General features: G+C 69.0%; 27 protein-coding genes. 4 read left to right on the top strand and 23 right to left on the bottom strand.

Annotated features, from left to right (window positions below; genetic code table 11):
* The 4 genes from Mterra_RS07560 to Mterra_RS07575 all read right to left on the bottom strand — a co-directional run.
* Positions 1–383: hypothetical protein (locus tag Mterra_RS07560; protein ID WP_245971560.1), on the bottom strand; the 383-nt coding region annotated here is incomplete at its 3' end.
* A gap of 58 nt (positions 384–441) precedes the next feature.
* Complete coding sequence (gene glpK, locus Mterra_RS07565) at positions 442–1929, bottom strand: glycerol kinase GlpK (RefSeq protein ID WP_119314638.1); 1488 nt, start codon at positions 1927–1929, stop codon at positions 442–444.
* 35 nt (positions 1930–1964) lie between these two features.
* Positions 1965–2720 carry an alpha/beta fold hydrolase gene (locus Mterra_RS07570; protein WP_119314639.1) on the bottom strand — a complete coding sequence of 252 codons (756 nt, stop codon included), beginning with the start codon at positions 2718–2720 and terminating at the stop codon, positions 1965–1967.
* Positions 2717–3451 (bottom strand): alpha/beta fold hydrolase, encoded by a 735-nt coding sequence (locus tag Mterra_RS07575; RefSeq protein ID WP_170159592.1) that lies wholly within the window; start codon positions 3449–3451, stop codon positions 2717–2719. Before Mterra_RS07575 ends, Mterra_RS07570 begins: the two co-directional genes overlap by 4 nt.
* A gap of 64 nt (positions 3452–3515) precedes the next feature.
* Between Mterra_RS07575 and Mterra_RS07580 the strand changes: the two genes are divergently transcribed.
* Positions 3516–4730, top strand: a complete 1215-nt coding sequence (locus Mterra_RS07580) for a Gfo/Idh/MocA family protein (RefSeq protein ID WP_119314641.1) — start codon at positions 3516–3518, stop codon at positions 4728–4730.
* A 26-nt stretch (positions 4731–4756) separates the two neighbouring features.
* Here the strand turns inward: Mterra_RS07580 and Mterra_RS07585 are convergent, their stop codons facing one another.
* From Mterra_RS07585 to Mterra_RS07600, 5 genes are all read right to left on the bottom strand, one after another.
* Positions 4757–5185 carry a type II toxin-antitoxin system VapC family toxin gene (locus Mterra_RS07585; protein WP_119314642.1) on the bottom strand — a complete coding sequence of 143 codons (429 nt, stop codon included), beginning with the start codon at positions 5183–5185 and terminating at the stop codon, positions 4757–4759.
* Positions 5186–5191: 6 nt separating this feature from the next.
* A complete protein-coding gene (locus Mterra_RS07590; protein ID WP_084542106.1) occupies positions 5192–5434 on the bottom strand; it encodes a FitA-like ribbon-helix-helix domain-containing protein in 243 nt (80 codons plus the stop codon).
* Between the two features lie 67 nt (positions 5435–5501).
* Entirely contained in the window at positions 5502–5888 is a 387-nt protein-coding gene (locus Mterra_RS07595; RefSeq protein ID WP_218022898.1) for a hypothetical protein, read from the bottom strand.
* Positions 5854–6099 (bottom strand): hypothetical protein, encoded by a 246-nt coding sequence (locus Mterra_RS22225; protein WP_245971561.1) that lies wholly within the window; start codon positions 6097–6099, stop codon positions 5854–5856. Before Mterra_RS22225 ends, Mterra_RS07595 begins: the two co-directional genes overlap by 35 nt.
* Positions 6100–6130: 31 nt before the next feature.
* Positions 6131–6718, bottom strand: a complete 588-nt coding sequence (locus Mterra_RS07600) for a transposase (RefSeq protein ID WP_245971562.1) — start codon at positions 6716–6718, stop codon at positions 6131–6133.
* Positions 6719–6932: 214 nt separating this feature from the next.
* On the opposite strand from Mterra_RS07600, the gene Mterra_RS07605 reads away from it, so the two are divergent.
* The gene (locus Mterra_RS07605) at positions 6933–7181 is read left to right on the top strand and encodes a DUF6364 family protein (RefSeq protein WP_147372591.1); all 249 of its coding nucleotides are present in this window, start codon (positions 6933–6935) and stop codon (positions 7179–7181) included.
* Positions 7182–7240: 59 nt separating this feature from the next.
* A complete protein-coding gene (locus Mterra_RS07610) occupies positions 7241–7648 on the top strand; it encodes a type II toxin-antitoxin system VapC family toxin (RefSeq protein WP_119314645.1) in 408 nt (135 codons plus the stop codon).
* On the opposite strand, the gene Mterra_RS07615 is transcribed toward Mterra_RS07610, so the two are convergent.
* The 5 genes from Mterra_RS07615 to Mterra_RS07635 form a co-directional block, all read right to left on the bottom strand.
* On the bottom strand, positions 7645–8277 hold the full coding sequence (locus tag Mterra_RS07615) for a peroxidase-related enzyme (protein WP_119314646.1): 633 nt from the start codon (positions 8275–8277) through the stop codon (positions 7645–7647). The genes Mterra_RS07610 and Mterra_RS07615 overlap by 4 nt on opposite strands.
* Before the next feature lie 172 nt (positions 8278–8449).
* Positions 8450–9100, bottom strand: coding sequence for a DUF2306 domain-containing protein (locus tag Mterra_RS07620; protein ID WP_119314647.1), 651 nt, complete (start codon positions 9098–9100; stop codon positions 8450–8452).
* Between the two features lie 90 nt (positions 9101–9190).
* Entirely contained in the window at positions 9191–9409 is a 219-nt protein-coding gene (locus tag Mterra_RS07625) for a helix-turn-helix transcriptional regulator (RefSeq protein ID WP_119314648.1), read from the bottom strand.
* Positions 9410–9856: a hypothetical protein gene (locus tag Mterra_RS07630; protein ID WP_119314649.1), complete on the bottom strand. Its 447-nt coding sequence runs from the start codon at positions 9854–9856 to the stop codon at positions 9410–9412.
* Between the two features lie 90 nt (positions 9857–9946).
* A complete protein-coding gene (locus tag Mterra_RS07635) occupies positions 9947–10144 on the bottom strand; it encodes a VOC family protein (RefSeq protein WP_218022899.1) in 198 nt (65 codons plus the stop codon).
* 120 nt (positions 10145–10264) lie between these two features.
* Here Mterra_RS07635 and Mterra_RS07640 point away from each other — a divergent pair, with 120 nt between their 5' ends.
* Positions 10265–11650, top strand: a complete 1386-nt coding sequence (locus Mterra_RS07640) for a DEAD/DEAH box helicase (RefSeq protein ID WP_119314651.1) — start codon at positions 10265–10267, stop codon at positions 11648–11650.
* Positions 11651–11656: 6 nt separating this feature from the next.
* On the opposite strand, the gene Mterra_RS07645 is transcribed toward Mterra_RS07640, so the two are convergent.
* From Mterra_RS07645 to Mterra_RS07685, 9 genes are all read right to left on the bottom strand, one after another.
* On the bottom strand, positions 11657–12967 hold the full coding sequence (locus Mterra_RS07645) for an eCIS core domain-containing protein (RefSeq protein ID WP_218022900.1): 1311 nt from the start codon (positions 12965–12967) through the stop codon (positions 11657–11659).
* A gap of 247 nt (positions 12968–13214) precedes the next feature.
* Complete coding sequence (locus Mterra_RS07650) at positions 13215–14204, bottom strand: tagatose 1,6-diphosphate aldolase (RefSeq protein ID WP_119314653.1); 990 nt, start codon at positions 14202–14204, stop codon at positions 13215–13217.
* The gene (locus tag Mterra_RS07655; protein WP_119314654.1) at positions 14201–14665 is read right to left on the bottom strand and encodes an NUDIX hydrolase; all 465 of its coding nucleotides are present in this window, start codon (positions 14663–14665) and stop codon (positions 14201–14203) included. Before Mterra_RS07655 ends, Mterra_RS07650 begins: the two co-directional genes overlap by 4 nt.
* Positions 14666–14680: 15 nt before the next feature.
* The gene (locus tag Mterra_RS07660; RefSeq protein WP_119314655.1) at positions 14681–15511 is read right to left on the bottom strand and encodes a PfkB family carbohydrate kinase; all 831 of its coding nucleotides are present in this window, start codon (positions 15509–15511) and stop codon (positions 14681–14683) included.
* Entirely contained in the window at positions 15499–16821 is a 1323-nt protein-coding gene (locus tag Mterra_RS07665) for a fucose isomerase (protein WP_119314656.1), read from the bottom strand. The genes Mterra_RS07660 and Mterra_RS07665 overlap by 13 nt, the downstream gene beginning before the upstream one ends.
* 133 nt (positions 16822–16954) lie before the next feature.
* Complete coding sequence (locus Mterra_RS07670; protein WP_119314657.1) at positions 16955–17785, bottom strand: carbohydrate ABC transporter permease; 831 nt, start codon at positions 17783–17785, stop codon at positions 16955–16957.
* A 159-nt stretch (positions 17786–17944) separates the two neighbouring features.
* A complete protein-coding gene (locus tag Mterra_RS07675) occupies positions 17945–18850 on the bottom strand; it encodes a carbohydrate ABC transporter permease (RefSeq protein ID WP_119314658.1) in 906 nt (301 codons plus the stop codon).
* 99 nt (positions 18851–18949) lie between these two features.
* Positions 18950–20212 (bottom strand): ABC transporter substrate-binding protein, encoded by a 1263-nt coding sequence (locus Mterra_RS07680; RefSeq protein WP_119314659.1) that lies wholly within the window; start codon positions 20210–20212, stop codon positions 18950–18952.
* A partial coding sequence (locus Mterra_RS07685; protein WP_245971563.1) for an Ldh family oxidoreductase occupies positions 20209–21196 on the bottom strand: 988 nt, incomplete at its 5' end. The genes Mterra_RS07685 and Mterra_RS07680, both read right to left, overlap by 4 nt.

Raw genomic sequence — 21196 nt, forward strand, 5'->3', positions numbered from 1 at the left:
CCGCCGAGGCCGCCAAGGCCAAGGCCGACGAACTCGCCCAGGCCGCCCGCGACCGCATGGGCGGGGGCGGCCTGGGCGAGTTCGTCGGCCTTGGCCTTGGCGGCCTCGGCGGCCTGCTTGGCCTGCTCGGCCACGCGCTCGAGGTGGTCGGGGACGCCGTCCTTGTCCTGGTCGAGGTTGGCCTTGACCTCCTCGAGCTTGGCCCGCGCCCGCTCGGCGGCCTCGCGGGCCTGCGCCATCAGCCCCTCGATGGCGTCGGGCACGCCGTCCTTGTCCTGGTCGAGGTTGGCCCGGACCTCGTTGAACTTGGCCTCGGCCTCGCGCAGGGCGTTCTCGGCGGTCTGGCGGGCTCTCTCGAGCATCTCCTGAATGCGGTTGGCCATAATGGTTCCTCCTGTGCCCCAGCGTACCAGCCCCCCACGGGCGGTGTGAGCTTTGGGCTCATTCTGCCCAGGCCCGGGCCCGCTCGACCGCTTTCTGCCAGCCGGCGTACAGGCGGGCCCGCTCCTCCTCGCCCATCCGCGGCTCGAAGCGCCTGTCCACCGCCCAGCGCTCGGCGATCTCGGCCTTGCTCAGCGCCCCCACCCCGATGCCGGCCAGGTAGGCCGCGCCCAGCGCGGTGGTCTCGGTGACCTCGGGGCGCAGCACCGCCTTGCCCAGGATGTCGGCCTGGAACTGCATCAGCAGGTCGTTGACGGTGGCGCCGCCGTCCACGCGCAGCTCGCTGAGCCCCAACCCGGCGTCGGCCTCCATGGCCCCCACCAGGTCGCGGGCCTGGTAGGCGATGGCCTCGAGCGCCGCCCGCGCGACGTGGGCCTTGGTGGTGCCGCGGGTGAGCCCCACCAGGGTCCCCCGGGCGTAGGCGTCCCAGTAGGGCGCGCCCAGCCCCACGAAGGCCGGGACCAGGTAGACCCCGTCGGTGGCGGGCACGCTGGCGGCCAGGGCCTCGACGTCGGCCGACTTCTGGATGATGCCCAGCCCGTCGCGCAGCCACTGCACCACCGCCCCCGCCACGAAGACCGAGCCCTCGAGCGCGTACTCGGCCCCCTCGCCCTCGAGCTGCCACGCCACCGTCGTCAGCAGGCCCCGTTGCGAGGCCACCGGCTTGGGGCCGGTGTTCATCAGCAGGAAGCAGCCGGTGCCGTAGGTGTTCTTCGCCATGCCCGCCTCGAAGCAGGCCTGCCCGAAGAGCGCGGCCTGCTGGTCGCCCGCCACCCCCGCGATGGGGATGGAGGCCCCCAGCAGCTCGGCCACGGTGTGGCCGTAGACCCCCGCCGAGGGCCGCACCTGCGGCAGCACCGCCTTGGGGATGCCCAGCACCCCCAGCAGGTGGGGGTCCCACTCGAGGGTCTGCAGGTTGAACAGCAGCGTGCGCGAGGCGTTGGAGACGTCGGTGGCGTGCACCCGGCCGCCGGTGAGGTTGAAGATCAGCCAGGAATCGACGGTGCCGAAGCACAGCTCGCCCTTGCCCGCCCGCTCGCGCAGGCCCGGCACCTCGTCGAGCAGCCACTTGAGCTTGGTGCCCGAGAAGTAGGGGTCGAGCACCAGCCCGGTCTTCTGGCGGAAGGCCGCCTCGTAGCCGTGCTGCTTGAGCTCCTCGCACAGCCCCGCCGTGCGCCGGTCCTGCCAGACGACGGCCCGGTGCACCGGCCGGCCCGTCGCCCGCTCCCACAGCACCACCGTCTCGCGCTGGTTGGTGATGCCGACGGCGGCGATCTCGGCGGGCGCGACCCCGGCCCGCTGGATGGCCTCGCGGGCGGTCTGGATCTGCGACTGCCAGATCTCCAGCGGGTCGTGCTCGACCCAGCCGGGCTGGGGAAAGTGCTGGGTGAACTCCTGCTGGGCCACGCCCAGCGGCTTACCCCCGGTGTCGAAGACGATGGCGCGGCTGCTGGTGGTCCCCTGGTCCAGGGCTAAGAGATAGGGCATAGCACCTCCGAATGCCCCCTGATTCTACCGGCCGCTCAGGGCACCGCCTGGCGCTCGGCCGGGCAGAACTCCAGCACCGCCCGCGCCACCTCCTCGGTGCGGCTGTCGTGCAGGGCGTGGGTCCCCCCCTCGATCACCCGCAGCAGGGCGTGGGGGAGCGCCTCCTCGAAGGCCTTCCCCAGGCGCGGCCGGATGATGGGGTCGCGGGTGCCCACCAGCACCAGCACCGGCACGTGCACCCGGCGCATCAGCGGCACGACGCGGTGGTTGAGCTGGTCGTAGAGCAGGGCCCACACCCGGCTCGGCCCGGCCATGAAGTACGAGCGCACCACCCGCCAGCACAGCTCCAGCCGCTCCCGCGGGGCGTTGCGCACGAAGTTGAGCAGTTGCCGGGGGATGCGGGGGTACTCGGGGATGCCGGTGGGGGCGCACAGCACCAGCCTCGAGGGCAGCCCCGGGTAGCGCCCCGCCAGGTCGAGCACCACTTCCCCGCCCTGGGAGTGCCCGAAGAGCACCGCCCCGCGCAGCCGGGCGGCCTCGAGCCACGCCGCGAGGTGGTCGCTGACCTCGCGCATGGTGCGGTACTGCGACAGCGGCGCGCGGCTGTAGCCCTGGCCCGGGGGGTCGTAGGCCCAGACCTCGAGGTACGGCGCCAGCGCCTCCTGCAGCCGCCCGTAGTACAGGTGCGAGCAGCCCATCCCCGGCACCAGCACGATCCTGGGCCCCGCCCCCATCACCCGGGCGAAGGTGCGCACCCCCTGGACCTCGAGCCACACCTCACGCGCCTTCATCCGGTCTTGAGCACCTCCGTCGGGTTGAGCAGGAAGGGGATCACGGTGGCGTTGAAGGCGGCGGCGCGGTCGTACATGACGTTGTGGCCCGCCCCGGGGATCACCACCAGGTGCGAATTCGCGAGGCTCTCGCGCAGCCTCTCCCCCATCGGCCGCGTGACCAGCACGTCGCGCTCCCCCCACACCAGCAGCGTGGGGCAGTTGACGTGCCCCAGCAGCTCCGCCGGGTCGTCGCGGATGATCTCCTGCGTCGCGCGGTAGAGGTTGCGCGGCCCGGCCCGCAGCGCGTCCCAGGCCAGCGTGGGCAGGAACTCCCAGGCCCCGTGCCACGCCGCCTGCGGCAGGCGCAACGACATGCGCCACCAGGGGTCCCTCACCAGCGCGCTCGCCGCCACCAGCACCAAGGCCCCCAGCGGGTAGCGCGCCGCCAGGTGCAGCCCGATGTGCGCCCCCATCGAGTGCCCGATCAGGCGGGGCTGGCGCAGCTCGAGCGCCCCCAGCCATGCCTCGAGCAGCCGCGCCGCCTCCCGCAGGGGAAGGGGGTGCTGGCGCCGGCTCTTGCCGAAGCCCATCAGGTCCACGGTGTATACGCAGAAGTGCTGCGCGAGCGCGGGGACGTTGCGCCGCCACCACGCCGCCGAGCCGGAGAGCCCGTGCAGCAGCACCAGCGGCGGCCCCGCCCCCCGCCGCGCGTAGGCCAGGCTCGAGCTGCCCTGCCGGAAGACCCTCACGCCCCGAGCTATATCATGCCAAGCTGAGCCCCAGCTTTTTGAATCTAAGATTTATAATTGGCGCGTGAAGAAAAACAAGGAGTTCGCCAACCGCGGCCACGCGCTGGTGCCGAAGTTCGCCTACGTGCCCGAGGAAGACCGCTTCCTCATGGACCCCGGCCCCCTCAAGTACCGCTTCAACGTGATCGGGGTGGGGGTGAATGGGCAGGAGCACGTCCGGGTCACCATGCTCGAGGGGCGCTGCACCGTCCACGGCGTCTACGACCCCAACCCCTCCAGCGTCGAGGGCGCCCGCCGGGTCAAGGCCCAGTTCTCCGACGAGCCCCTGGTGGTCTACGACAGCCTCGAGGCCGCCTGCAACGACCCCGCGGTGGACGGGCTGATCATCTGCACCCCCAACCACACCCACTTGGACGTGCTGAAGGTGGCGGTGCAGTCGGGCAAGCACATCCTGCTGGAAAAGCCCATGGCGACCAACCTGAAAGACGCCTACGCGATCTGGCAGATGGCGCAGAGCTACCCGAAAGTCCTGCAGATCGGCCTCCAGTACCGCTACAAGCCCATCTACGTCGAGGCCATCCACGAGGCCAAGGTGCGGCGCAGCCTGGGCGAGATCAAGACCATCACCATCCTCGAGCACCGCGAGCCCTTCCTCGACAAGGTGCGGCAGTGGAACAAGTTCTCGAAGTACTCGGGCGGCACCCTGGTGGAGAAGTGCTGCCACTACTTCGACCTCTTCAACCTCTTCGCCGCCTCGCGCCCGGTGAGTGTGTATGCCAGCGGCAGCCAGGCGGTGAACTTCCGTGACTTCGAGTACGGCGGCGAGCGCTCGGACATCCTCGACAACGCCTTCGTGATCGTGGAGTACGAAAACGGCATCCGGGCCAACTTCAACCTGTGCATGTTCGCCCCTATGGTCTACGAGGAGATCGTGCTCTGCGGCGACGAGGGCCGCCTCAAGGCCAGCGAGGGCGAGAACGGGCAGGCCCACTCGCAGTGGGGGAGCTACCTCGAGGTCATCTGCCTCCCCGACCGCACCTCCCGGGTCATGACCCCCAGCTACCCCGCCCTCATCGAGGAAAGCGGCCACAGCGGGGCCACCTACTACGAGCACCTGCGCTGGATCGACGCCATGGACGGCAAGCCCAGCACGGCGGCCACGGCGGAAGAGGGCTTCTGGAGCGTGGTGATCGGGGTGGCCGCCGAGGAGTCGGTGAAGCGGGGGGAGAAGGTGACGGTGCGGGAGTTGCTCGAGGCGAATGGGTTGGGACACTTATAACGCCGCCATCCAAAACACATAGATGCTCAGGCACCACCTGCCCAAGGATTGACCAGATCAAGCCCCTCGGTCCGTTCAAAGTCGGCGGTGTTGCGCGTAGCCAACACCATGCCGTGCGCCAGCGCGATCGCGGCGATTTGGGCATCCTCCACGCTGATCGGTCGGCCTGTTTGCATACGCGCCGCTACGATGCGCGCGTAGTGGACAGCGGCGGCTTCATCAAACGGCAGGCAGCGACCGGCAAAGTCCTCGTCGAACATCGCCTGAGCTGCTTGCGCCAGTGCCATTTGCCGCTTGCCTTTCGGCATAAGCGCCAGACCCAGTTCAATCTCGGCGCGGCTGATGGCGCTGACCCATACCGTTTCAGCGGGCTGCTCATCCAGCCAGGCAACCACTTGCGCCGAAGGCTGCGGTCGCATGAACTCGGAGAGCACGTTGGTATCGAGCAAAATCATGCGAGCTCATCCCAGTTGCGGCGGTTTGCGTGGTCTGTGCCGTTCGGGAAGGTGGAAATCCTCATCGGCAACTGCCTGAAAACGGTCGCGCAGGTGGCCGCCAAGCCTCGCGGGATAGCGGGTAACTCCCAACGCCGCCCGCAAGATGCGGCGCGCCTCCTCTTCCATCGAAACGCCGTGCTGCGCCGCGCGAAGCCGCAAGGCTTGCTTGGTGGTTTCATCAAGGTTGCGAATGATCAAGCTGGCCATGCTCACCCCCTTGCCGTGATATCAATGCTAGCACTGTTGGCTTTGCAGTCAAGCCGATCCAAGGGGTTTACTCATCGTCGGCTTCGTCGGGGACGGGTTCCTTAGTCAGGGTGTCGTCGTGCTCGGACACCTGCGACTCGATGAAGGCGATTTCGTCATCGGTCAGGCCATAGCGCTGGTATAACTTGGCGTCGGTCCACGCTTGGTCGAGCGGGAGATCAGGGACGAAGGCGTAAACATGTCGAGGCACGTCTTGGGTGGACTTGCGGAGCGAAACCAAGAAGCGAACAAAGCGGGTACGCAGGTACGCGGCGTAGTTTGTAGCTTCTTCCTCAGTGTCGAACGAACCAGCGACCAGGGAGGTCTCGGTGCAGGCGGTTCCCGGCCCGGCAATAATTGGCTTGCTGAGAAACTTGGTCTCAACCGCTGCACTCGTACCCTGAACCGCTGTCATCAGCACCTTCCACTTGTCTATCCACCCCGCGTTGGCGGGGATGGCGGAGCGTTCGATCCAGGTGACCCGCTGCCCAGGCTTCGGCCAGCGTGTCGAGCATCTGGTTGGCGAAGGTAGGCGGGGTGAAGACCTCATCGTTGGAGAGGTTGGCGATGCAGGTCAGCACGTCCGGGTTGCGCCGGCGCAGGGCGAAGGGGGCTTGGGTGCTCATAGCGTGACCTCTCCGGCCGTCGTGGATTTGGTCAGTGCACCCATGCGTCCTCCGAATCTGGTGCGGCAGCAGCCGGGTTCTCCCGGTCGTATTGCCAGCGCAATGGGTTGGCGGCAATGTATCCACGGATGCGCTGCAAGGAGCTGTCGTCGCGGATGATGTGTTCGTAATAGTTGCGTTGCCAGACGGGCATGCTGGGTGTTCCCCGATGTTCGTTGATGTGTTTGGTGACGGCGGATTTGAATGACCCGACAATCGCCGAAATCGATTGACGTTGTGGACCCCGCGCACGATTACGTAGGGGCGACGCAACGGGGCGTAGGGGCGACGCATGCGTCGCCCCTACGGATGGGTTCACCAATACAATGATGCCGTGCACGTGATTGGGCATGATCACAGATTGATCCAATTCGGCATGCGGAAAATGGTTCGGAATATCCAGCCAACATTGCCGGGCGATCCTGCCCGCATCATTCAACCGCATCTCCCCATCCACCACCTCGCCAAACAAACACGCCCGATCCCGCGTGCAGATGGTGACGAAATACGCCCCCGCCTGGGCATAGTCGTACCCCTTCAGGCGGATAGAACGGCGATGGTGGTTGTGGGGATCGTACATCATGGCAGATCACCGGGGATCGGCCCGGGCGCCAGCGCGGCTAGCTCGCGCACCGTCATGGGGTGCTTGGATTTGATGTAGTTCATGGGTCGATTCGCTGCGGGGGATGCGTGCTCTCGCTGGTGCGATATAAGGCCAGTTACGATTTTTACTCGAGCCGCAATAGCCAAACGCTAGCCGTGGTCAGTGCATACTCAAGTGTACAATACATACCATGAAGTCTCGAGTGACCATCACGCTCGACCCGGAAGTGGTGCGCAAGGCCAAGGCCGTCGCCCGCGCCCGCCGCACCAACCTTTCGGCGCTGGTCGAGGACCTGCTGCGGCAGACCGCCGAGCACGCCGCCCCACCCCACCCCCGGTTCAGCCGGAAGTGGGCGGGCAAGCTCGAGCTGCGCGAGTCCGACGGGCGGGACCAACTGCTCGAGGCGCTCAAGCAACGCTACGGGCTGGGCAGCGAGTGAAAGGACGAGCGCTCGTCCTTGTAATGCCACACCTGCGGCCTCGCTAGACGGGTACTCGAGTGAAAATCCTCATCGACACCAACATCCTGCTGGACGTGGCCCTGCGCCGCGAACCCTTCTTCACCGACAGCGCCGGGGTGCTGGACTGGGCCGAGCTCAACCCGAAGCAGGCGGCCATAGCCTGGCACAGCGTCTCGAACCTGGCCTATCTGGTGAAGCAGGACGCGCGGGGCTTTCTGGCCGATCTGCTGGCCTTCGTCGAGGTGGCGGCGGGCGATACGGCGACGGTTCGGCAAGCGCTGGCGGTGCCGACCCCAGACCTCGAGGGCGCGCTCCAGGCGAACGCCGCGCTCGAGTTCGGGGCTGAGCTCATCGTCACCCGCGACACCAGCGACTACAAAAAGCTGCCCATCCAGGCCATGACGCCCGCCGACTTCGTGGCGGCCTACGGCACGGCTCGAGGCTAGCCCTCCCCTGCCGCAGGCGCTTCCGGCACCCGCTCCACCGGCGCGGCGCTGACGGGCCGCCCAGGGGTCAGCCGGCGGCGCAGGTCGTCCTCGAGCTCCAGGTACGCCGAGTCGGGCTCGGCGCCCAGCGCGTCGAGGAGCTTGCTGAAGAAGCAGCGGGCGGCGGCAGCGGCGGCGACGTCGAAGATCTCGGCGTCGGTGAAGCCGTGGGCCCGCAGGCCCTCCACGTCGCTGGCGGTGATGGAGCTGGCGTCTTTAGCCACCCGCTCCGCGAAGGCCATCATCGCGGCCTCGGCGGGCTCGAGGCCGGCGTCGGCGGTGCCGCCGGCGATGGCGGCCAACTGCTCGGGGCCGTAGAACTGCCGCCGCAGGATGGTGCCGTGGGCGAGCATGCAGTACGAGCTGTGCAGGGCCCTGGCCGCCGCCAGCGTGACGAGTTCGTAGCGCCGCAGGTCCATGTGCCCCCGGATGCTCGCCAGCAGGCCGGACCACGCGCCCATCACCTCCGGGCGCAGGCTGAAGACCTTGGCGTAGTTGGGCACGTACCCGAGGTTGGCCTGCGCGCGCTCGTACATCGCGCGAACCTCGCCGGTGGCCTGGTCTACCGGGACCGTCTCGATGAACGCCATGCGAATCCTCCTGCGATACCGAACGGGTCGTGGGCGCTGTCGGTCGGCGTGTGGGGTACGGCGATAACGGGCTGGGGCCATTATAGCTGGGTGTGCCCCGCCCAGCACGGCCGGCGGACACGAGAGCCCGTCGGGGGCAAACACCACGGACGGTTCGCCCCCGACATGACCCTCACCCGCGCTTTGCCCTAAGCCTGCGGCGGATGGCCCATTCGGCCACCGCGAGGTTGATCACCCAGCCCGCCCCCAGGGTGACGGCCCGGGTCGGGTCGTTGACGTTCTCGGGGAAGAAGAGAAACAACGGCACACCAGTAAGTACTTGCGTGCCCGCGGCCGCCCCGATGGCGTAGCCTCGAGTCATCCAGGCCCCGTGGCAGGCAAAATCCCGCCGATAAACCGCGACCGTAGCCAGCACGATCGAAACCAACATGCCAAAGCCGAACAAAAGCCGCAACCTGTACACGGCTGCGCCGTCGAACTCCGGCAAGGGGTAGAAATGGGCCATCCACAAACCTGAAAGCGCCACCGCCAGTCCGCTCGGGATCAGCACCCGCCCGGCCATCCTGTGCCAGCCCGGCCTCCGGCGGCGCAGCCTCGGGGAAAATTGCAGGGCCCCCAGAACCAGGAACACGATGCCGCCCAGGCTATGCGCCACGATGGGCAAAGGCGCGGCGAAAAAGCGCTGGTTTTCCGGGGTGATGGGCCCCCCGGCCCCCAGTTCCAGCACTCGAGCGATGCCCGCCGCGACGGGAACCAAAGCGAGCAGGATGAGGCCGGCGGGGACCAACCCCTCGAGTTTGTTTTTTGCGGATGCTTTCGTCATACCTAGCCCCTTTTTTCGCGATACCGATCCGGTTCTATTGGCGTGCAATAGAACGACTCACCCAGCCACGGCTAGCTTTTGGATTGGTGCTTAGGAGGAATCTTCCAGAAAAAAGACTTCTTCCAGAGGTACTTCGAAGGCCAGCGCCAGCCGAAAGGCCAGTTCCAATGAAGGGTAATACTTACCCTTCTCGATGGAGACGATCGTCTGGCGCGTCACCCCGACCTTTTCCGCCAACTGCTCCTGGGTCATTTCGCCATGGTTGAAGCGCAGCTTGCGGACGTTGTTGCCGATGCGAATTCTGTTCACTTAATAGCCCCTGCGGTACAGAAAAAACTCGGTCGAACTGCCCACAATTTGACTCATCAGAAAAGCCGTCATCAACACCTTGAAGGTTACAGCCGGTGCCGCGCCCAGCGTCGCCAGCAGCATCGCCAGCAGGAATACCGCGATAAACGTGAGGTACATATAGCGGTCGCTCTTCATGTCGAACAACCGGTCACGCTCGTCCATGAACGAGGGTTCTCGTTCTCTGGTCAAAACGGTATGGGTGATGCTGGTCAGGATGTGCAGGAGTATGAGCACCCCAATGCTCGTGACGACGTAGATCAAGACCGTGCTGCCCCAAAACCGGAGCACCGTTTCTGCCGCGGCGCCCGAAGCGGGATGGCGAGGAAAGACGTTGAACCAGAAATAGGCGAACACCAGAACGGTGGCGGCAATAAAACCCAGGTTCTTCTTTTCTTGAAAGGTCATCGGGCCTCCGGGAGTCTGCTGGGCATTACTTCATGTAAAGCTCAGCAGACTCAATGTAAAGCAAAGCGTACATTATGTCAAATGTAGCACTCACGAGACAATCCCTTGAATGGTGGGCTGCTCGAGCGCGCGGGTCAGGCCTCGGCCACCGGCTGCCGGCTCAGGGATTCGCGCGGGCCGGGTGAGCGCCGGGACGTGGCCCGCTCCCTCGAGCAGCCAGAAGCGCAGCTTTCGGGTGTAGAACCTGATGGCCTCGTCGTAGTCGCAGACCACCTGGGCGACGTGCACGATGGGTTGCTTCGCCGGGGCGCTCCTTTCGGGGTAGGCCCGGTTCTACCCGGGCCTCGGCAGAAGGGCGTCGCATCGGGTAAGATGGGACGTTGTAGGCCCCTGGCCTCCCCAAACCTCATGAATTTTTCCGACTTTTCCCTGCACCCCAAGCTGCTGCGCGCCGTCGAGCAGATGGGCTACACCCAGCCCACCCCCATCCAGACCCAGGCCATCCCCCCCGCCCTGGCCGAGCGCGACGTGCTGGCCTGCGCCATGACCGGCAGCGGCAAGACCGCGGCCTTCGTGCTGCCCATCCTCCAGCGGCTTTTGGAGGGCCCCAGGGGCGTGACCCGTGCCCTGGTGCTGGCCCCCACCCGCGAGCTCGCCGCGCAGGTGCAGGAGCAGTTCGAGCAGCTAGGCAAGGGCACCGGCATCCGCAGCGCCGCGGTGTTCGGCGGGGTCGGGATGGAGCCGCAGACCCGGGCCTTCCGGAGCGGGGTCGAGGTGATCGTGGCGACGCCGGGCCGGCTGCTCGACCACTTCCAGCACCCCTACGCGCGGCTGGAGGGCCTCGAGGTGCTCGTCCTCGACGAGGCCGACCGCATGCTCGACATGGGCTTCCTGCCCGACATCCGCCGGGTGCTGCGCCACATCCCCAAGCCCAAGCAGACCCTGTTCTTCTCGGCCACCATGCCCGAGCCCATCGCCGAGCTGGCGAAGGAGCTGCTCAGCAACCCCGTCACCATCAACACCGAGCGCAAGGCCGCCCCCGCCAAGGGGATCACCCAGGCCGTCTACCCGGTGCCGCAGGAGCTCAAGCCGGCGCTGTTGCTGGCCCTGCTCGACCGGCAGCTCGGCAACGTGATCGTGTTCACCCGCACCAAGCACCGCGCCAACCGGCTGGCCGAGTTCCTGGAGAAAAACGGCGTCAACGCCGCCCGCATCCACGGCAACCGCTCGCAGAGCCAGCGCACCGAGGCCCTGGCCGGGTTCAAGTCGGGGAAGTACCGGGTGCTGGTGGCGACCGACATCGCCGCGCGGGGCATCGACGTGGAGGCCCTCGAGCACGTCGTCAACTTCGACGTCCCCGCCGTCCCCGAGGACTACATCCACCGCGTGGGCCGCACCGCCCGCGCCGAGCGCACCGGCGAGGCCTTCACCTTCGTAGCCCCCGACGAGGAGGCGCAGCTGCGGGACATCGAGAAGGCCATCGGGAGGAAGCTCGAGCGGGTCATGCTCGAGCGCTTCGACTACTCGGCCAGGCCGCAGCACAAGCTCGAGGTCCCCATCCAGGAGCGCATCGCCGCGATGCGCGCGCAGCGGGCCCAGGCCCGCGCCAACAAGGCCGCCAAGGAGCAGCGGGCCGCCGAGGCCAAGGCGCAGCAGGACCAAGCCCCCAAGCCGCAACGCGCCCGCCCGGCAAAGGCCCGGGCGAACCCGACGGCAGAGGCGGGCTCGAGCGACCGCAGCACCGACCCCAAGAAGCGCCGCAGGCGCCGTCGCAAGCCCAAGACCCAGCCCTGAAGCGCTTCAGGGCTTTTTCTTTTCGCCCGAGTACAGGTCCACCTCCATCACCCAGCCGCCCTTCCCCACGTGTGGGCCGCCGATCACGATGACGTTGGCCCACCAGCTCCGCTTGGGGTCGGTACGGGCGGTGCGGCCCAGCAGGGTGCCTTGGGTCAGGGTGGCGAGGCGTTTGCCCTTGTCGGGGCTGTCCCAAAGCACCGTGGCCTTGGAGGTGGTGGCGGGGATGCCGGTGGGGAGGTCGAGGGTCGGCTTGTTGTCGGGCGAAACCGAGACGTTCCACAAGCGGGCCGCTTCCATGAAGACGGCGCTGGGGGCGTTGGGGGACTTGGCCTTGAACTCCAGCAGGCGCGGCTGGAGGTCGGAGGTGCCCTTGACCCAGCCCCACTCCACCGAGCCGTAGAACACGCCCTTCTGGTTGCCCGCGATCGCCAGCGCGGTGCTCTCGAAGCGCTGGGACCACTCGCTTTTCATCACGTCCTCGGCGGCGGTGTAAGCGTCGCCCGAGGTCAGCATGGGCTCGTCCTTCAGCACCGCGTCGCGGTTTTGCAGCTTCTGGCCGGGGTCGAGGTAATGCCAGCCGATCTCGGTGTACTTCCCCGGCTCGGGGCTCGAGAGGTCGCTCCCCTTGGCCCCGGTCATGCCGTAGAGCGGGGTCGGGCTTTCGAGGGTCTGGTCAATGTGGACCCCGGCGCCCGGCTTGCCCTTCGGGATCGTGCGGCTCTCGGCGACCTCGCGTTTCTTGGGGTCGTCGTATTTGTTGTGAGGGACGCCGTCCTTCAGGCTGAGCGCGGTCTGCACGAAAGCGATCTTCTCGGCGTCCACCAAGGCGTTGGCCTTGAAGGTGAGGGCGATGTCGGCGCCGTAGCCCACCACCACGCTCCCCACCTCGCGGTAGTTGGCGTCGTAGGGGTCGGCGACGAACTCCCCGGCCCAGGTTTTGGCCTTCTTGGGCGCGCGGCGCAGCACGGGCTGGGCCTCGAGGTGGCCCGCCCCGCGCTCGGCGGGGTGGGAGGGGTCGCCCAGGCGGAGGCTCGAGGCCCCGTGAGCCCCCGCCGCGCGCTGCTGCACGACGTGGGTCAGCTCGTGGGCCAGCAGCGCCCGGCCCCAGGGGGTGCGGGGGGCGTACTCCCCCGGCCCGAAGACCAGGTGCGAACCCACCGCGTAGGCCCGCGCCTCCACCGCCTCGGCGGAGCGGGCCGAGCGGGCGTCGGCGTGAACGCGCACCCTGCCGAAGTCGTGCCCGAAGCGCGGCTCCATCAGCCGGCGCGTGGCGGGCTCGAGGGGCTCGCCAGGGCTCGACAACACCTCGTGCACGGCGGCGGGGACAGGGCCGCCAGGCTGCACAGCGGAAAGGCGCCCTGCGGGCGGAGCGGGCTGGGGGGCCTTCGGCTTGCGGGCGAGAACGCGCATGGGCGGCACCTGCGTCCCGTGCCGGGCGGGCGGCGCTGGGGAAGGTCGGTGGCTAGGGAATTCCCAGGCCCATTGTACTCGAGGCCAGCGCGGGCCGGTCCGGAGGGGTCAGGGCCAGCCCAGCCGCCCCCGCCGGAGGAACCGCGAACCCCTAGCTCGCGACGCCCGGCAGCACCCAGTCCACCTCGGGGTACAGGGGCGGGATGGTGATGAGGATGTCGTTGAGGCGGTCGAGGGCTTCGCGGCCCTCCTCCAGCAGCGCCGCGCGGGTGGCCGCGAGGTCGGGGTAGCGGCGCAGGGGGTGCTGCCAGATGGCCCGCCCGGCCAGGTAGCCCCGCGCCCCGGCGCTGGCGGCGCGCTCGAAGGCGTCTACGAACTGGTCGGTGTTGAGGCCGCCGGACAGCAGCAGCCAGGGGGCCGGGAGCTTGCCGTACTCGCGCATGCCGGCCTCGAGGTCATCCAGGCTGTAGGCGCTGCCGCCCCACTCCCGCACCAGGCTGGCCGCGCCGGGGATGGCGAGCTTGTAGAGGTCGATGTGGAAGCCGGGGTCGGCGAAGGCGTCGGCGATCTCGAGCGAGAGGTCGCGCAGCTTGGCGTTGTAGGCGGCCTCGTCCTCGCCGGGGAGGGGGTAAGGCAGCACCTCGAAGATGAACAGGCGGTCGGCCTTCTTGCACTCCTCGCCCACCCTTCGCACGAACTCGAGCTGGTGCTCGACCACCTCGGGCGGCGCGTCGGGGCGGTGCCAGGCCAGAAGCTTCAGGCCGTCGGCCCCCGTCCGCACCGCCTGCTCCACGCTCCAGCCCGGAATGACCGAGCTCTTGCGCCAGCCGCCCTCGACGGTCTCGAAGCGGTGGTGCTCGAGGGTCAGCATCAGCCCGGTCTCGCGGGGGATGAGGGGCATGGCGGCCGGGAAGGCGTAGTGGGGGTCGATCAGGATGCCGGTGACGCTGCGGGCCAGGGTCTCGGCCAGCAGGCCCTTCAGCTCGCTCACCTCGGCCCCCACCGCCTCGGGGTCGCGGCCCAAGGCCTTGGCGACGACGTGAAACAGCGGCGGGCGCTGGTCTATGGCCAGGGTTCCGAAGCGCATCGAGCCGTCCGAGATGCGGGCGAAGGCGCGGGCTTTGGCGGGGGTGGTTTTCATAGTTCACCTTTGGCGTGTTTTTCTTTCAAAAGGTTGAAAACAAATTGCTCGACCGGGCCGTTGTTCATCGGCAGCTCGGGGATCGAGAAGTAGCGGAGTTCCCTGGTTTCGTCGGCGTCGGCTTTGGGCTCGCCGCTCACCTCGCGGGTGAGGAAGATCGCCCCAACGTTGTATATCTGGTCGCCGTGGGGGTACTCGTAGAACAGCTCCGCGCCGGAGTAAAGGGTGAGCAACACCAACTCGCCCACCGTCAAACCCGTCTCCTCGAAAACCTCGCGCCGGGCAGCCTCTTCGAAACTCTCGCCCGGCTCCATCGCCCCGCCGGGGAGGCCCCAGAAGCCGTTGTCGGTGCGGTGACCGAGAAGAACGCGGTCGTGCGAATCCAGCACGACCACCCCGGCCCCGGCCACGATCAGCGGGCGCGTACCTACCAGCTTGCGTAAGTCGGCGATGTATCCCATGTGACCTCGGCCAATCTACCCCAATAACGCCTCGACCTCTGCCCTGCGCGGGGGCTCCCCGTCCCGCACGTGCAGCGCCGCGACCGCCGCGGCGAAGCGCAGGGCCCCCTCCTCGCCCATCCCCTCGGCCAGGCCCAGGGCGAAGGCGCCGTGGTAGACGTCCCCTGCGCCCGTCGAGTCCCTGACCTCGACCCGGAACGCGGGGACCTGGCCCCCGCGGTGGCGCACGCCCTCGGCCCCCAGCGTCACGGCGGCCCAGCCGGGGATGCGCCCCAGCAGCGCCTCCACCCCGCCCAGCTGCCGGGCCAGCTCCTCCGAGGCCACCACGTGGCTCACCCGCGGCACCAGCTCCCAGGCCTCGGGGCGGTCGTGGTCGAGGTCGAGCACCACCGGGATGCCGCGCGCTCGGGCCGCCTCGGCCAGCCGCCGCTCGGCGTGGAGCCAGCGGTGGTCGATCAGGACGGCCCCCACGCCCTCGAGCACCGCCTCGGGGTCCCAGTCGGGCTCGGCGGGGAGGTCGGGGCGGTAGGGGAAGATGTAGCGCTCGCCGTCCGGGGCCACCAGCACCGCGCTGACGGGGGTCTCGCGGCCCAGGGTGAAGCGGCTTCGCACCCCCTCGGCGCGGAGGGCGGCCTCGAGGCTCTCCCCCGCCCCGTCGGGGCCGCGGCGGGAGAGCAGCAGCGCGTCGCCCCCGAGCCGCGCGACGGCCTGGGCCGCCACCGCGGCCGGCCCGCCGATGGCCTGGCGGAAGGCCCGCACCGGGGTGCGGCTGTGGGTGGGGGGGAAGTGCTCGAGGTAGAAGCGCTGGTCCAGGCAGGCCCAGCCCAGGGTGATCACGCGCGCCATACCAGCCTATTCTCCTCCGGGTCGGCCGGGAGCACCTCCAGGCCCAGCCACGCACACAGCTCCATCAGCGCCGGCTGGTGCTCGCCCATGCCCACCGCCAGGTGGTGGGGGAGGCGGTGGTTGAGCCAGCTCGCCAGGAATTGGCGGGGCTCGAGGGGCTCGCCGGCCCAGCTCGCCGCCACCAGCCAGCTCGAGTCCCCGTCGTAACCCTTCTCCCCGCTCAAATGGCCCCCGTGCACCACCGCCCGCCGCCCCGGCAGCAGCCGCAGGCCGCTGATGGGCCCCGCCTTGAGCGGCATGTCGCGCACGGCGGGCAGGCCCCGGTTGAAGTGGGGGATGAGCCGGGTGGGGCCCCCCGCCCAGGCCCTGGGCGCCTCACCGCCGTGCCAGAGCATCAGGCCCTTGGCCCCGAAGTGCGAGACGTCGAGCAGGATGGCCGGCTTCCCGGAGACGGCCTGCAGCGCCAGTTGGCCGGCCAGTCCCAGCACGTCGCCCTCGGGGGCGAAGGTGTGGCCCGCATCGGCCAGGCGGGCCATGGCCGAGTAGGCCATCACCCCGGCGCGGTCGGGGATCTCGGGCCACTCGCGCAATGCCACCCCGTCGTAGCCCCGCGCCACCTCGGCCAGGGCGAGCTCGAGCCGGAAGGCCGGCCGCAGCACCTCCACGGGGTACTCCGCCAGCTCGTCGAAGGCCGCGGCCAGCGCGTCCACGTCGGATTCCCGCACGCGGTCGAGGGCCTCCCACAGCACCTCGAGGCCCGCCCGCTCCACCCGCATCCCCGTCTCGGGCAGCGCGTCGAAGGCGAAGAAGCCCGGCGCGGGGCCGCCCAGCCACAGCACCCGGCCCTGGCGCAGGGCCTTCACGCCCCGCAGGGCGGCGAGGGTCAGGCCCAGGCGCTCGCGGAACCAACTGTCCTCGGGCGCGCCGTAGAACCACTTGGCCGGTTTTCCCAGCAGCGAAACCCCCAGGTTCAGCCCGCAGACCGCGTTCTGCGGCAACGGCCCCGTGTCCCACACCTCCGGCAGCGCCCACAGGCCCACCGGCAGGGGGAGCTCGAGCAGCGGCAAGAACACGTCCCCGGTGGCGAAGGTCACGTGCTCGACGAGCAGCAGGTCGAGGTTCGCCGCCCAGGCCGCCCTCGCCGCCGCCTCCGCCTGCGCCGCGTCGGCCACGGGGCCGGATACGTAGGCCAGCTCGAAGCCCAGCTCGCCGCCGAGGCTTTGCAGGGCCTGAGCTGAGGCGCGCTCGAGGCCGAACCGGGCCCCCCGGAACAGGGGCCGCACGATGGGAACGAGTCCGATGCGCAACATAAAATTGCCAAACGCTATACGCCAAACGCCCAGGACAACCCCTCAGGGGTCCAGAGCCACGCCCTTTCTTGCGTACGGCGTAGGACGTACGACGTACGACCCGTGTCTCGCCTCTTGCGTCTTGCGCCTCGCGTCATCCCTTGACACCCCCTTGCGTCAGGCCGCCCACCACCCGCTCCTGGAAGACGGCGATGACCAGCGCCACCGGCACCAGCGCCACCACCAGCGCCGCCGAGATCAGCGGCCAGGGGAAGACGTACTCGCCCTGGTAGAGCTGGATGCCCACCGGCAGCGTGCGCATGGCCTTGGCCGGCAGCAGCGTGGAGGCCAGCAGGAACTCGTCCCAACTGTTGACGAAGGCCAGGATGGCGGCGGTGAACACCCCCGGCGCCGAGAGCGGGACCACGATGCGCCACAGGGCCCCCAGGCGGCTCGAGCCGTCCACCATCGCCGCGGACTCGAGGTCGCGCGGGATCCCGGCGAAGAAGCTCACCAGCGTGAGCGTCGCCACCGGCAGCGAGAGCGCCGCGTGGGGCAGGATCAGGGCCAGGTAGTTGTTGCGCAGGCCCAGCTCGTTGAAGGTCTGGTACAGCGGCACCATCAGCGAGGCCACCGGGAACATCGAGACCCCCACCAGCAGCGAGAGGATGAGGTTGCGCCGGGGCACGTGCAGCCGGGCCAGCGCGTAGGCCGCCAGCGCCGCTACGGTCACGCACAGCACGGTCGAGCCCACCGCCACCACCACGCTGTTGAAGAAGTAGCGCCCCAGCGGCTGCTCGCGGAAGGCCTGGAGGTAGTTCTGGAAGGTGGGGTTGTCGGGCCAGTAGGTGATGGGGATGCGCGTGAGCTCGCCCTCGAGCTTCAGCGAGGTGAAGAAGATCCACACCGCCGGGAAGAAGCCGTTGAACACCACGATGGCCGCGGCCACCCACACCCACAGGCGCAGGTTCTTGAAGGGGTTCATGAAGCCCTCCGGGCCGCGGATGGCCGGTGGCTGATGGCCCAACGCCGAACGCTGAACGCCCGACGCCCCACAGCCCAACCCACCGGCGCCTTGCGCCTTGCGTCCTGCGTCTTGCCTCTTTCGCGTACGACGTACGACGTACGACCCCTACGGCGCAGCCTACTCATCCGCCCCCCTCACGTAGCGCAGGTAGATCATGGTGATCGCCATGCTGATTAAAAACAGCAGCATCGCCAGCGCCGAGCCGTAGCCGAAGTTGAGGTTTTCGATGCTGGTGACCCGCACGTACATGGCGAGCGTCTCGGTGGCGTTGCCGGGGCCGCCCTTGGTCATGGCGTAGGGGATGTCGAAGGTCTGGAAGGCGGTGATGGTGCGGAAGATCAGGGCCACCAGGATGGCGGGGGTCAGCAGCGGCAGGGTCACGCGCCAGAAGCGCTGGAAGGGGCTGGCCCCGTCCACCTCGGCGGCCTCGTAGAGCTCCTTGGGGATGGTCTGCAAGCCCGCCAGCAGGATCAGCGCCACGAAGGAGCTCGTCTTCCAGACGATCGTCCCGCAGATGGCCCAGAAGGCCAGGTCGGGCTTGAACAGCCAGAACTGCCGCTCGCCGCCCAGCCGCGCCAGCAGGTCGTTGACCACCCCGTACTGGCTGTCGAAGAACCACTGGAAGATCAGGCCCACGAAGACCAGCGGCAGCGCCCAGGGCAAGAGCAGCCCCAGCCGCACCGGCCACTTCACCCGGAAGGGCAGGTTGGCCAGCAGCGCCAGCCCCAGCCCCACCAGCAAGGCCCCCGGCACCGTGACCAGCACGATGAGCGAGGTGTTCTTCAGCGCGTTCCAGAAGCGGGCGTCGCGCAGGGCGGCGGCGTAGTTCTCGAGCCCGTTGAAGGTCGCGTCGGGGCCGAGGGTGAGCTGGTACTGGAAAAAGCTGGTGTAGACCAGCCGGACCACCGGGTACAAGGCGATGAAGCCCAGCAGCAGCCCCGCCGGGACCAACAGCCAGAAGGCCAGGGCGCGCTCGCTGAGGTCGCCGAAGCTCCTGCGGTAGCGGGCTTGGGGTCGGGTCATCGTCGCTCCCGTCGCACGTCATACGCCGTACGCCATGCGCCTCGACCAGAAGCACCCGGCACAGGACGTACGGCGCAGGACATAGCCTTGACCCTCGACTCACTTCCCGTAGATCGCCTGCAAGCCGCTGATGACCTCTCTGGCCGCGGCGTCGGGGGTCTTGGTGCGGGCGAGCACCGCGTTGAGGGCCTTGCGCATCACGTCGGCCACCTCGGGGTAGCGGGGGTGCACCGGGCGCGAGCGGGCGTTCTGCACGACGGGCAAGGCGTCGGCGAACCAGGGGTTGGCCTTGAGCACGTCGGGGTCTTTGTAGAGCGAGGGGAAGACCGGCAGGTTGGAGGCGTCGATGGCGAGGATCTTGGAGGCCTCGGGGCTGGTGAGGTAGCGCACGAGCTTGTAGGCCTGCGCCTTGTTCCTCGAGAAGTCGGAGATGGTCCACTGCCAGCCGCCCAGGCAGCTCGCCGAGCGCCCGCCCTCGAAGCGCGGCAGCGGCACCACGCCGATCTTGCCCTTGACCTGGGTGTCGGGGTCGTTCTGGAACCTGTTCCAGGCGTAGGCGAAGAGGGTGCCGAAGACCCAGCGGCCCTGCTGCATCTCCTGGCGGATGGTGTCCTGGGCCTTCTCGGCCATGTTGGGCGGGGAGACCTTGTGCTTGTCCATCAGGTCGAGCCAGAACTGCAAGGAGTTGCGGGCCTGGCCTTCGGTGAGGACGAGCTTGCCCGAGTCGTCGTCCACGTCGCCGCCCGCGGCCCAGATGGGCAGCAGGAAGCTGCACACCGTGCCCTCGGAGATGTTGCCCATGAAGCCGATGCCATTGAGGTTGGGGTTGCGCTCCCCGGCCAGGATGGTCTGGGCCTGCTTGATGGCCTCGTCCCAGGTGGTCGGGGGCTTGAAGTTGTACTTCTCGAGCAGGTCCTTGCGGTAGTAGAGGAACTGCGCGTCGGCGAAGCTCGGCAGCGCGACGAGCTGCCCGTTGATGACGTTGGCCTTGGAGTAGGCGGGCAGGTACTGCTTCAAGAGGTTGGCCCGGCTGGCCGCGGGGAGGTACTTGTCGAGGGTGTCCGACCACTTGGCCGCCGCGTACTGCGCCGGGCGGATGACGTCGATGAGGATGGCGTCGATGGAGGGGTCGCGCGAGGCGAGCACGGTGGTGAGGTACTGCTGCTGCTGGTCGGAGGTGGCCCCGCCGACCTCGACCTCCACCCGCACGCCGGGGTTGCGCTTCTCGTACACGTCGAGGATCTTGCGCCAGATCTCCGGGCGCTGCTGCCCGCCGACGAAGATGCGCAGCTTGGTGCTCTGCTGGGCCACCGCCGTGGACGCCGCCAGCACCGCCAGTGAAAGCCAGAACAGCTTCTTCATGCCTTCCCTCCTTGTAGCTGTAACCCAAGTGTACCCAGTTCAGCCTGCAACGTCTCGCCGACCTCGAGGCCCTCGCGCAGCGCCCTGGCCCGCGACGCGGCCCGCCGGGCCCCGGGGATGCGCCCCCCGGCGGCCTCGAGCGCCCCCGCCATCCGCGCCACCCGCTCGCCGTAGCCCGGCCCGAAGGCCTCCGGGTCGAAGGCCACCAGCAACAGCCCCGGCTTGGCCGCCTGCTCCGGCGGCCCCCAGGGCAGGGGCAGCTCGGGCGAGAGCACCGCCCCCGCCAGCGCCCCGGCCAGCACCTCCACCAGCACCGCCAGCGCGAAGCCCTTGCCGCCGCCGATGGGCAGCAGGGAGCCCTCGAGCGCGGCCTTGGCGTCGGTGGTGGGGTGGCCCTCGCGGTCCACGGCCCAGCCTTCGGGGATGGGCTCGCCCCTCTTGGCGGCGCTGATGATCTTGCCCCGCGCCGCCACCGAGACCGAGGTGTCGATGACCACCGGCTCGGGCGCGGCGGGCGCGCCCAGGGCCAGCGGGTTGGTGCCCAGGACCGGGCCGGGGGCGATGGCGGGCGGGGTGTTGGCGAAGGCCAGCCCCACCAGCCCGGCGTGGGCCAGCCGCCCCGCGTAGGCCGACAGCACCCCACAGTGGCCCGCGCCCCGCACCGCCACGCTCGCGCTCCCCTGCTCGCGGGCCAGCGCCGCCAGTTCCCGCACCGCCCGCAGCCCGGCCACCGGGCCGGGCGCCCCGTCGGCGTGGAGCACCGCGACGGAAGGGCGGGTGCGCTCGAGCCGCAGCACGGGCCGCGCGTTGAGCCCCCCGGCCCGGAGCTGCTGGGTGTACTGCGCCACCCGGCTCAACCCGTGCCCGGCGTTGCCCTCCGCCTCGGCCTCCAGCACCACCTCCGCGACGGCGGCGGCGTGCTCGGCGCTGAGCCCCAGGCCGGCGAAGTGCGCCCGCAGGGCCTCCAGAAGCTGGGCGTAAGGC

The organism is Calidithermus terrae (assembly GCF_003574345.1).
Lineage (GTDB): Bacteria > Deinococcota > Deinococci > Deinococcales > Thermaceae > Calidithermus > Calidithermus chliarophilus.

Excerpts from the sequence above, each read along its gene's own strand:
- glpK (WP_119314638.1), bottom strand. The coding sequence starts at position 1,929 with ATGCCCTATCTCTTAGCCCTGGACCAGGGGACCACCAGCAGCCGCGCC.
- Mterra_RS07570 (WP_119314639.1), bottom strand. The coding sequence starts at position 2,720 with ATGAAGGCGCGTGAGGTGTGGCTCGAGGTCCAGGGGGTGCGCACCTTC.
- Mterra_RS07585 (WP_119314642.1), bottom strand. The coding sequence starts at position 5,185 with ATGATTTTGCTCGATACCAACGTGCTCTCCGAGTTCATGCGACCGCAG.
- Mterra_RS07590 (WP_084542106.1), bottom strand. The coding sequence starts at position 5,434 with ATGGCCAGCTTGATCATTCGCAACCTTGATGAAACCACCAAGCAAGCC.
- Mterra_RS07595 (WP_218022898.1), bottom strand. The coding sequence starts at position 5,888 with ATGACAGCGGTTCAGGGTACGAGTGCAGCGGTTGAGACCAAGTTTCTC.
- Mterra_RS22225 (WP_245971561.1), bottom strand. The coding sequence starts at position 6,099 with ATGAGCACCCAAGCCCCCTTCGCCCTGCGCCGGCGCAACCCGGACGTG.
- Mterra_RS07600 (WP_245971562.1), bottom strand. The coding sequence starts at position 6,718 with ATGTACGATCCCCACAACCACCATCGCCGTTCTATCCGCCTGAAGGGG.
- Mterra_RS07605 (WP_147372591.1), top strand. The coding sequence starts at position 6,933 with ATGAAGTCTCGAGTGACCATCACGCTCGACCCGGAAGTGGTGCGCAAG.
- Mterra_RS07615 (WP_119314646.1), bottom strand. The coding sequence starts at position 8,277 with ATGGCGTTCATCGAGACGGTCCCGGTAGACCAGGCCACCGGCGAGGTT.
- Mterra_RS07620 (WP_119314647.1), bottom strand. The coding sequence starts at position 9,100 with ATGACGAAAGCATCCGCAAAAAACAAACTCGAGGGGTTGGTCCCCGCC.
- Mterra_RS07630 (WP_119314649.1), bottom strand. The coding sequence starts at position 9,856 with ATGACCTTTCAAGAAAAGAAGAACCTGGGTTTTATTGCCGCCACCGTT.
- Mterra_RS07640 (WP_119314651.1), top strand. The coding sequence starts at position 10,265 with ATGAATTTTTCCGACTTTTCCCTGCACCCCAAGCTGCTGCGCGCCGTC.
- Mterra_RS07650 (WP_119314653.1), bottom strand. The coding sequence starts at position 14,204 with ATGAAAACCACCCCCGCCAAAGCCCGCGCCTTCGCCCGCATCTCGGAC.
- Mterra_RS07655 (WP_119314654.1), bottom strand. The coding sequence starts at position 14,665 with ATGGGATACATCGCCGACTTACGCAAGCTGGTAGGTACGCGCCCGCTG.
- Mterra_RS07660 (WP_119314655.1), bottom strand. The coding sequence starts at position 15,511 with ATGGCGCGCGTGATCACCCTGGGCTGGGCCTGCCTGGACCAGCGCTTC.
- Mterra_RS07665 (WP_119314656.1), bottom strand. The coding sequence starts at position 16,821 with ATGTTGCGCATCGGACTCGTTCCCATCGTGCGGCCCCTGTTCCGGGGG.
- Mterra_RS07670 (WP_119314657.1), bottom strand. The coding sequence starts at position 17,785 with ATGAACCCCTTCAAGAACCTGCGCCTGTGGGTGTGGGTGGCCGCGGCC.
- Mterra_RS07675 (WP_119314658.1), bottom strand. The coding sequence starts at position 18,850 with ATGACCCGACCCCAAGCCCGCTACCGCAGGAGCTTCGGCGACCTCAGC.
- Mterra_RS07680 (WP_119314659.1), bottom strand. The coding sequence starts at position 20,212 with ATGAAGAAGCTGTTCTGGCTTTCACTGGCGGTGCTGGCGGCGTCCACG.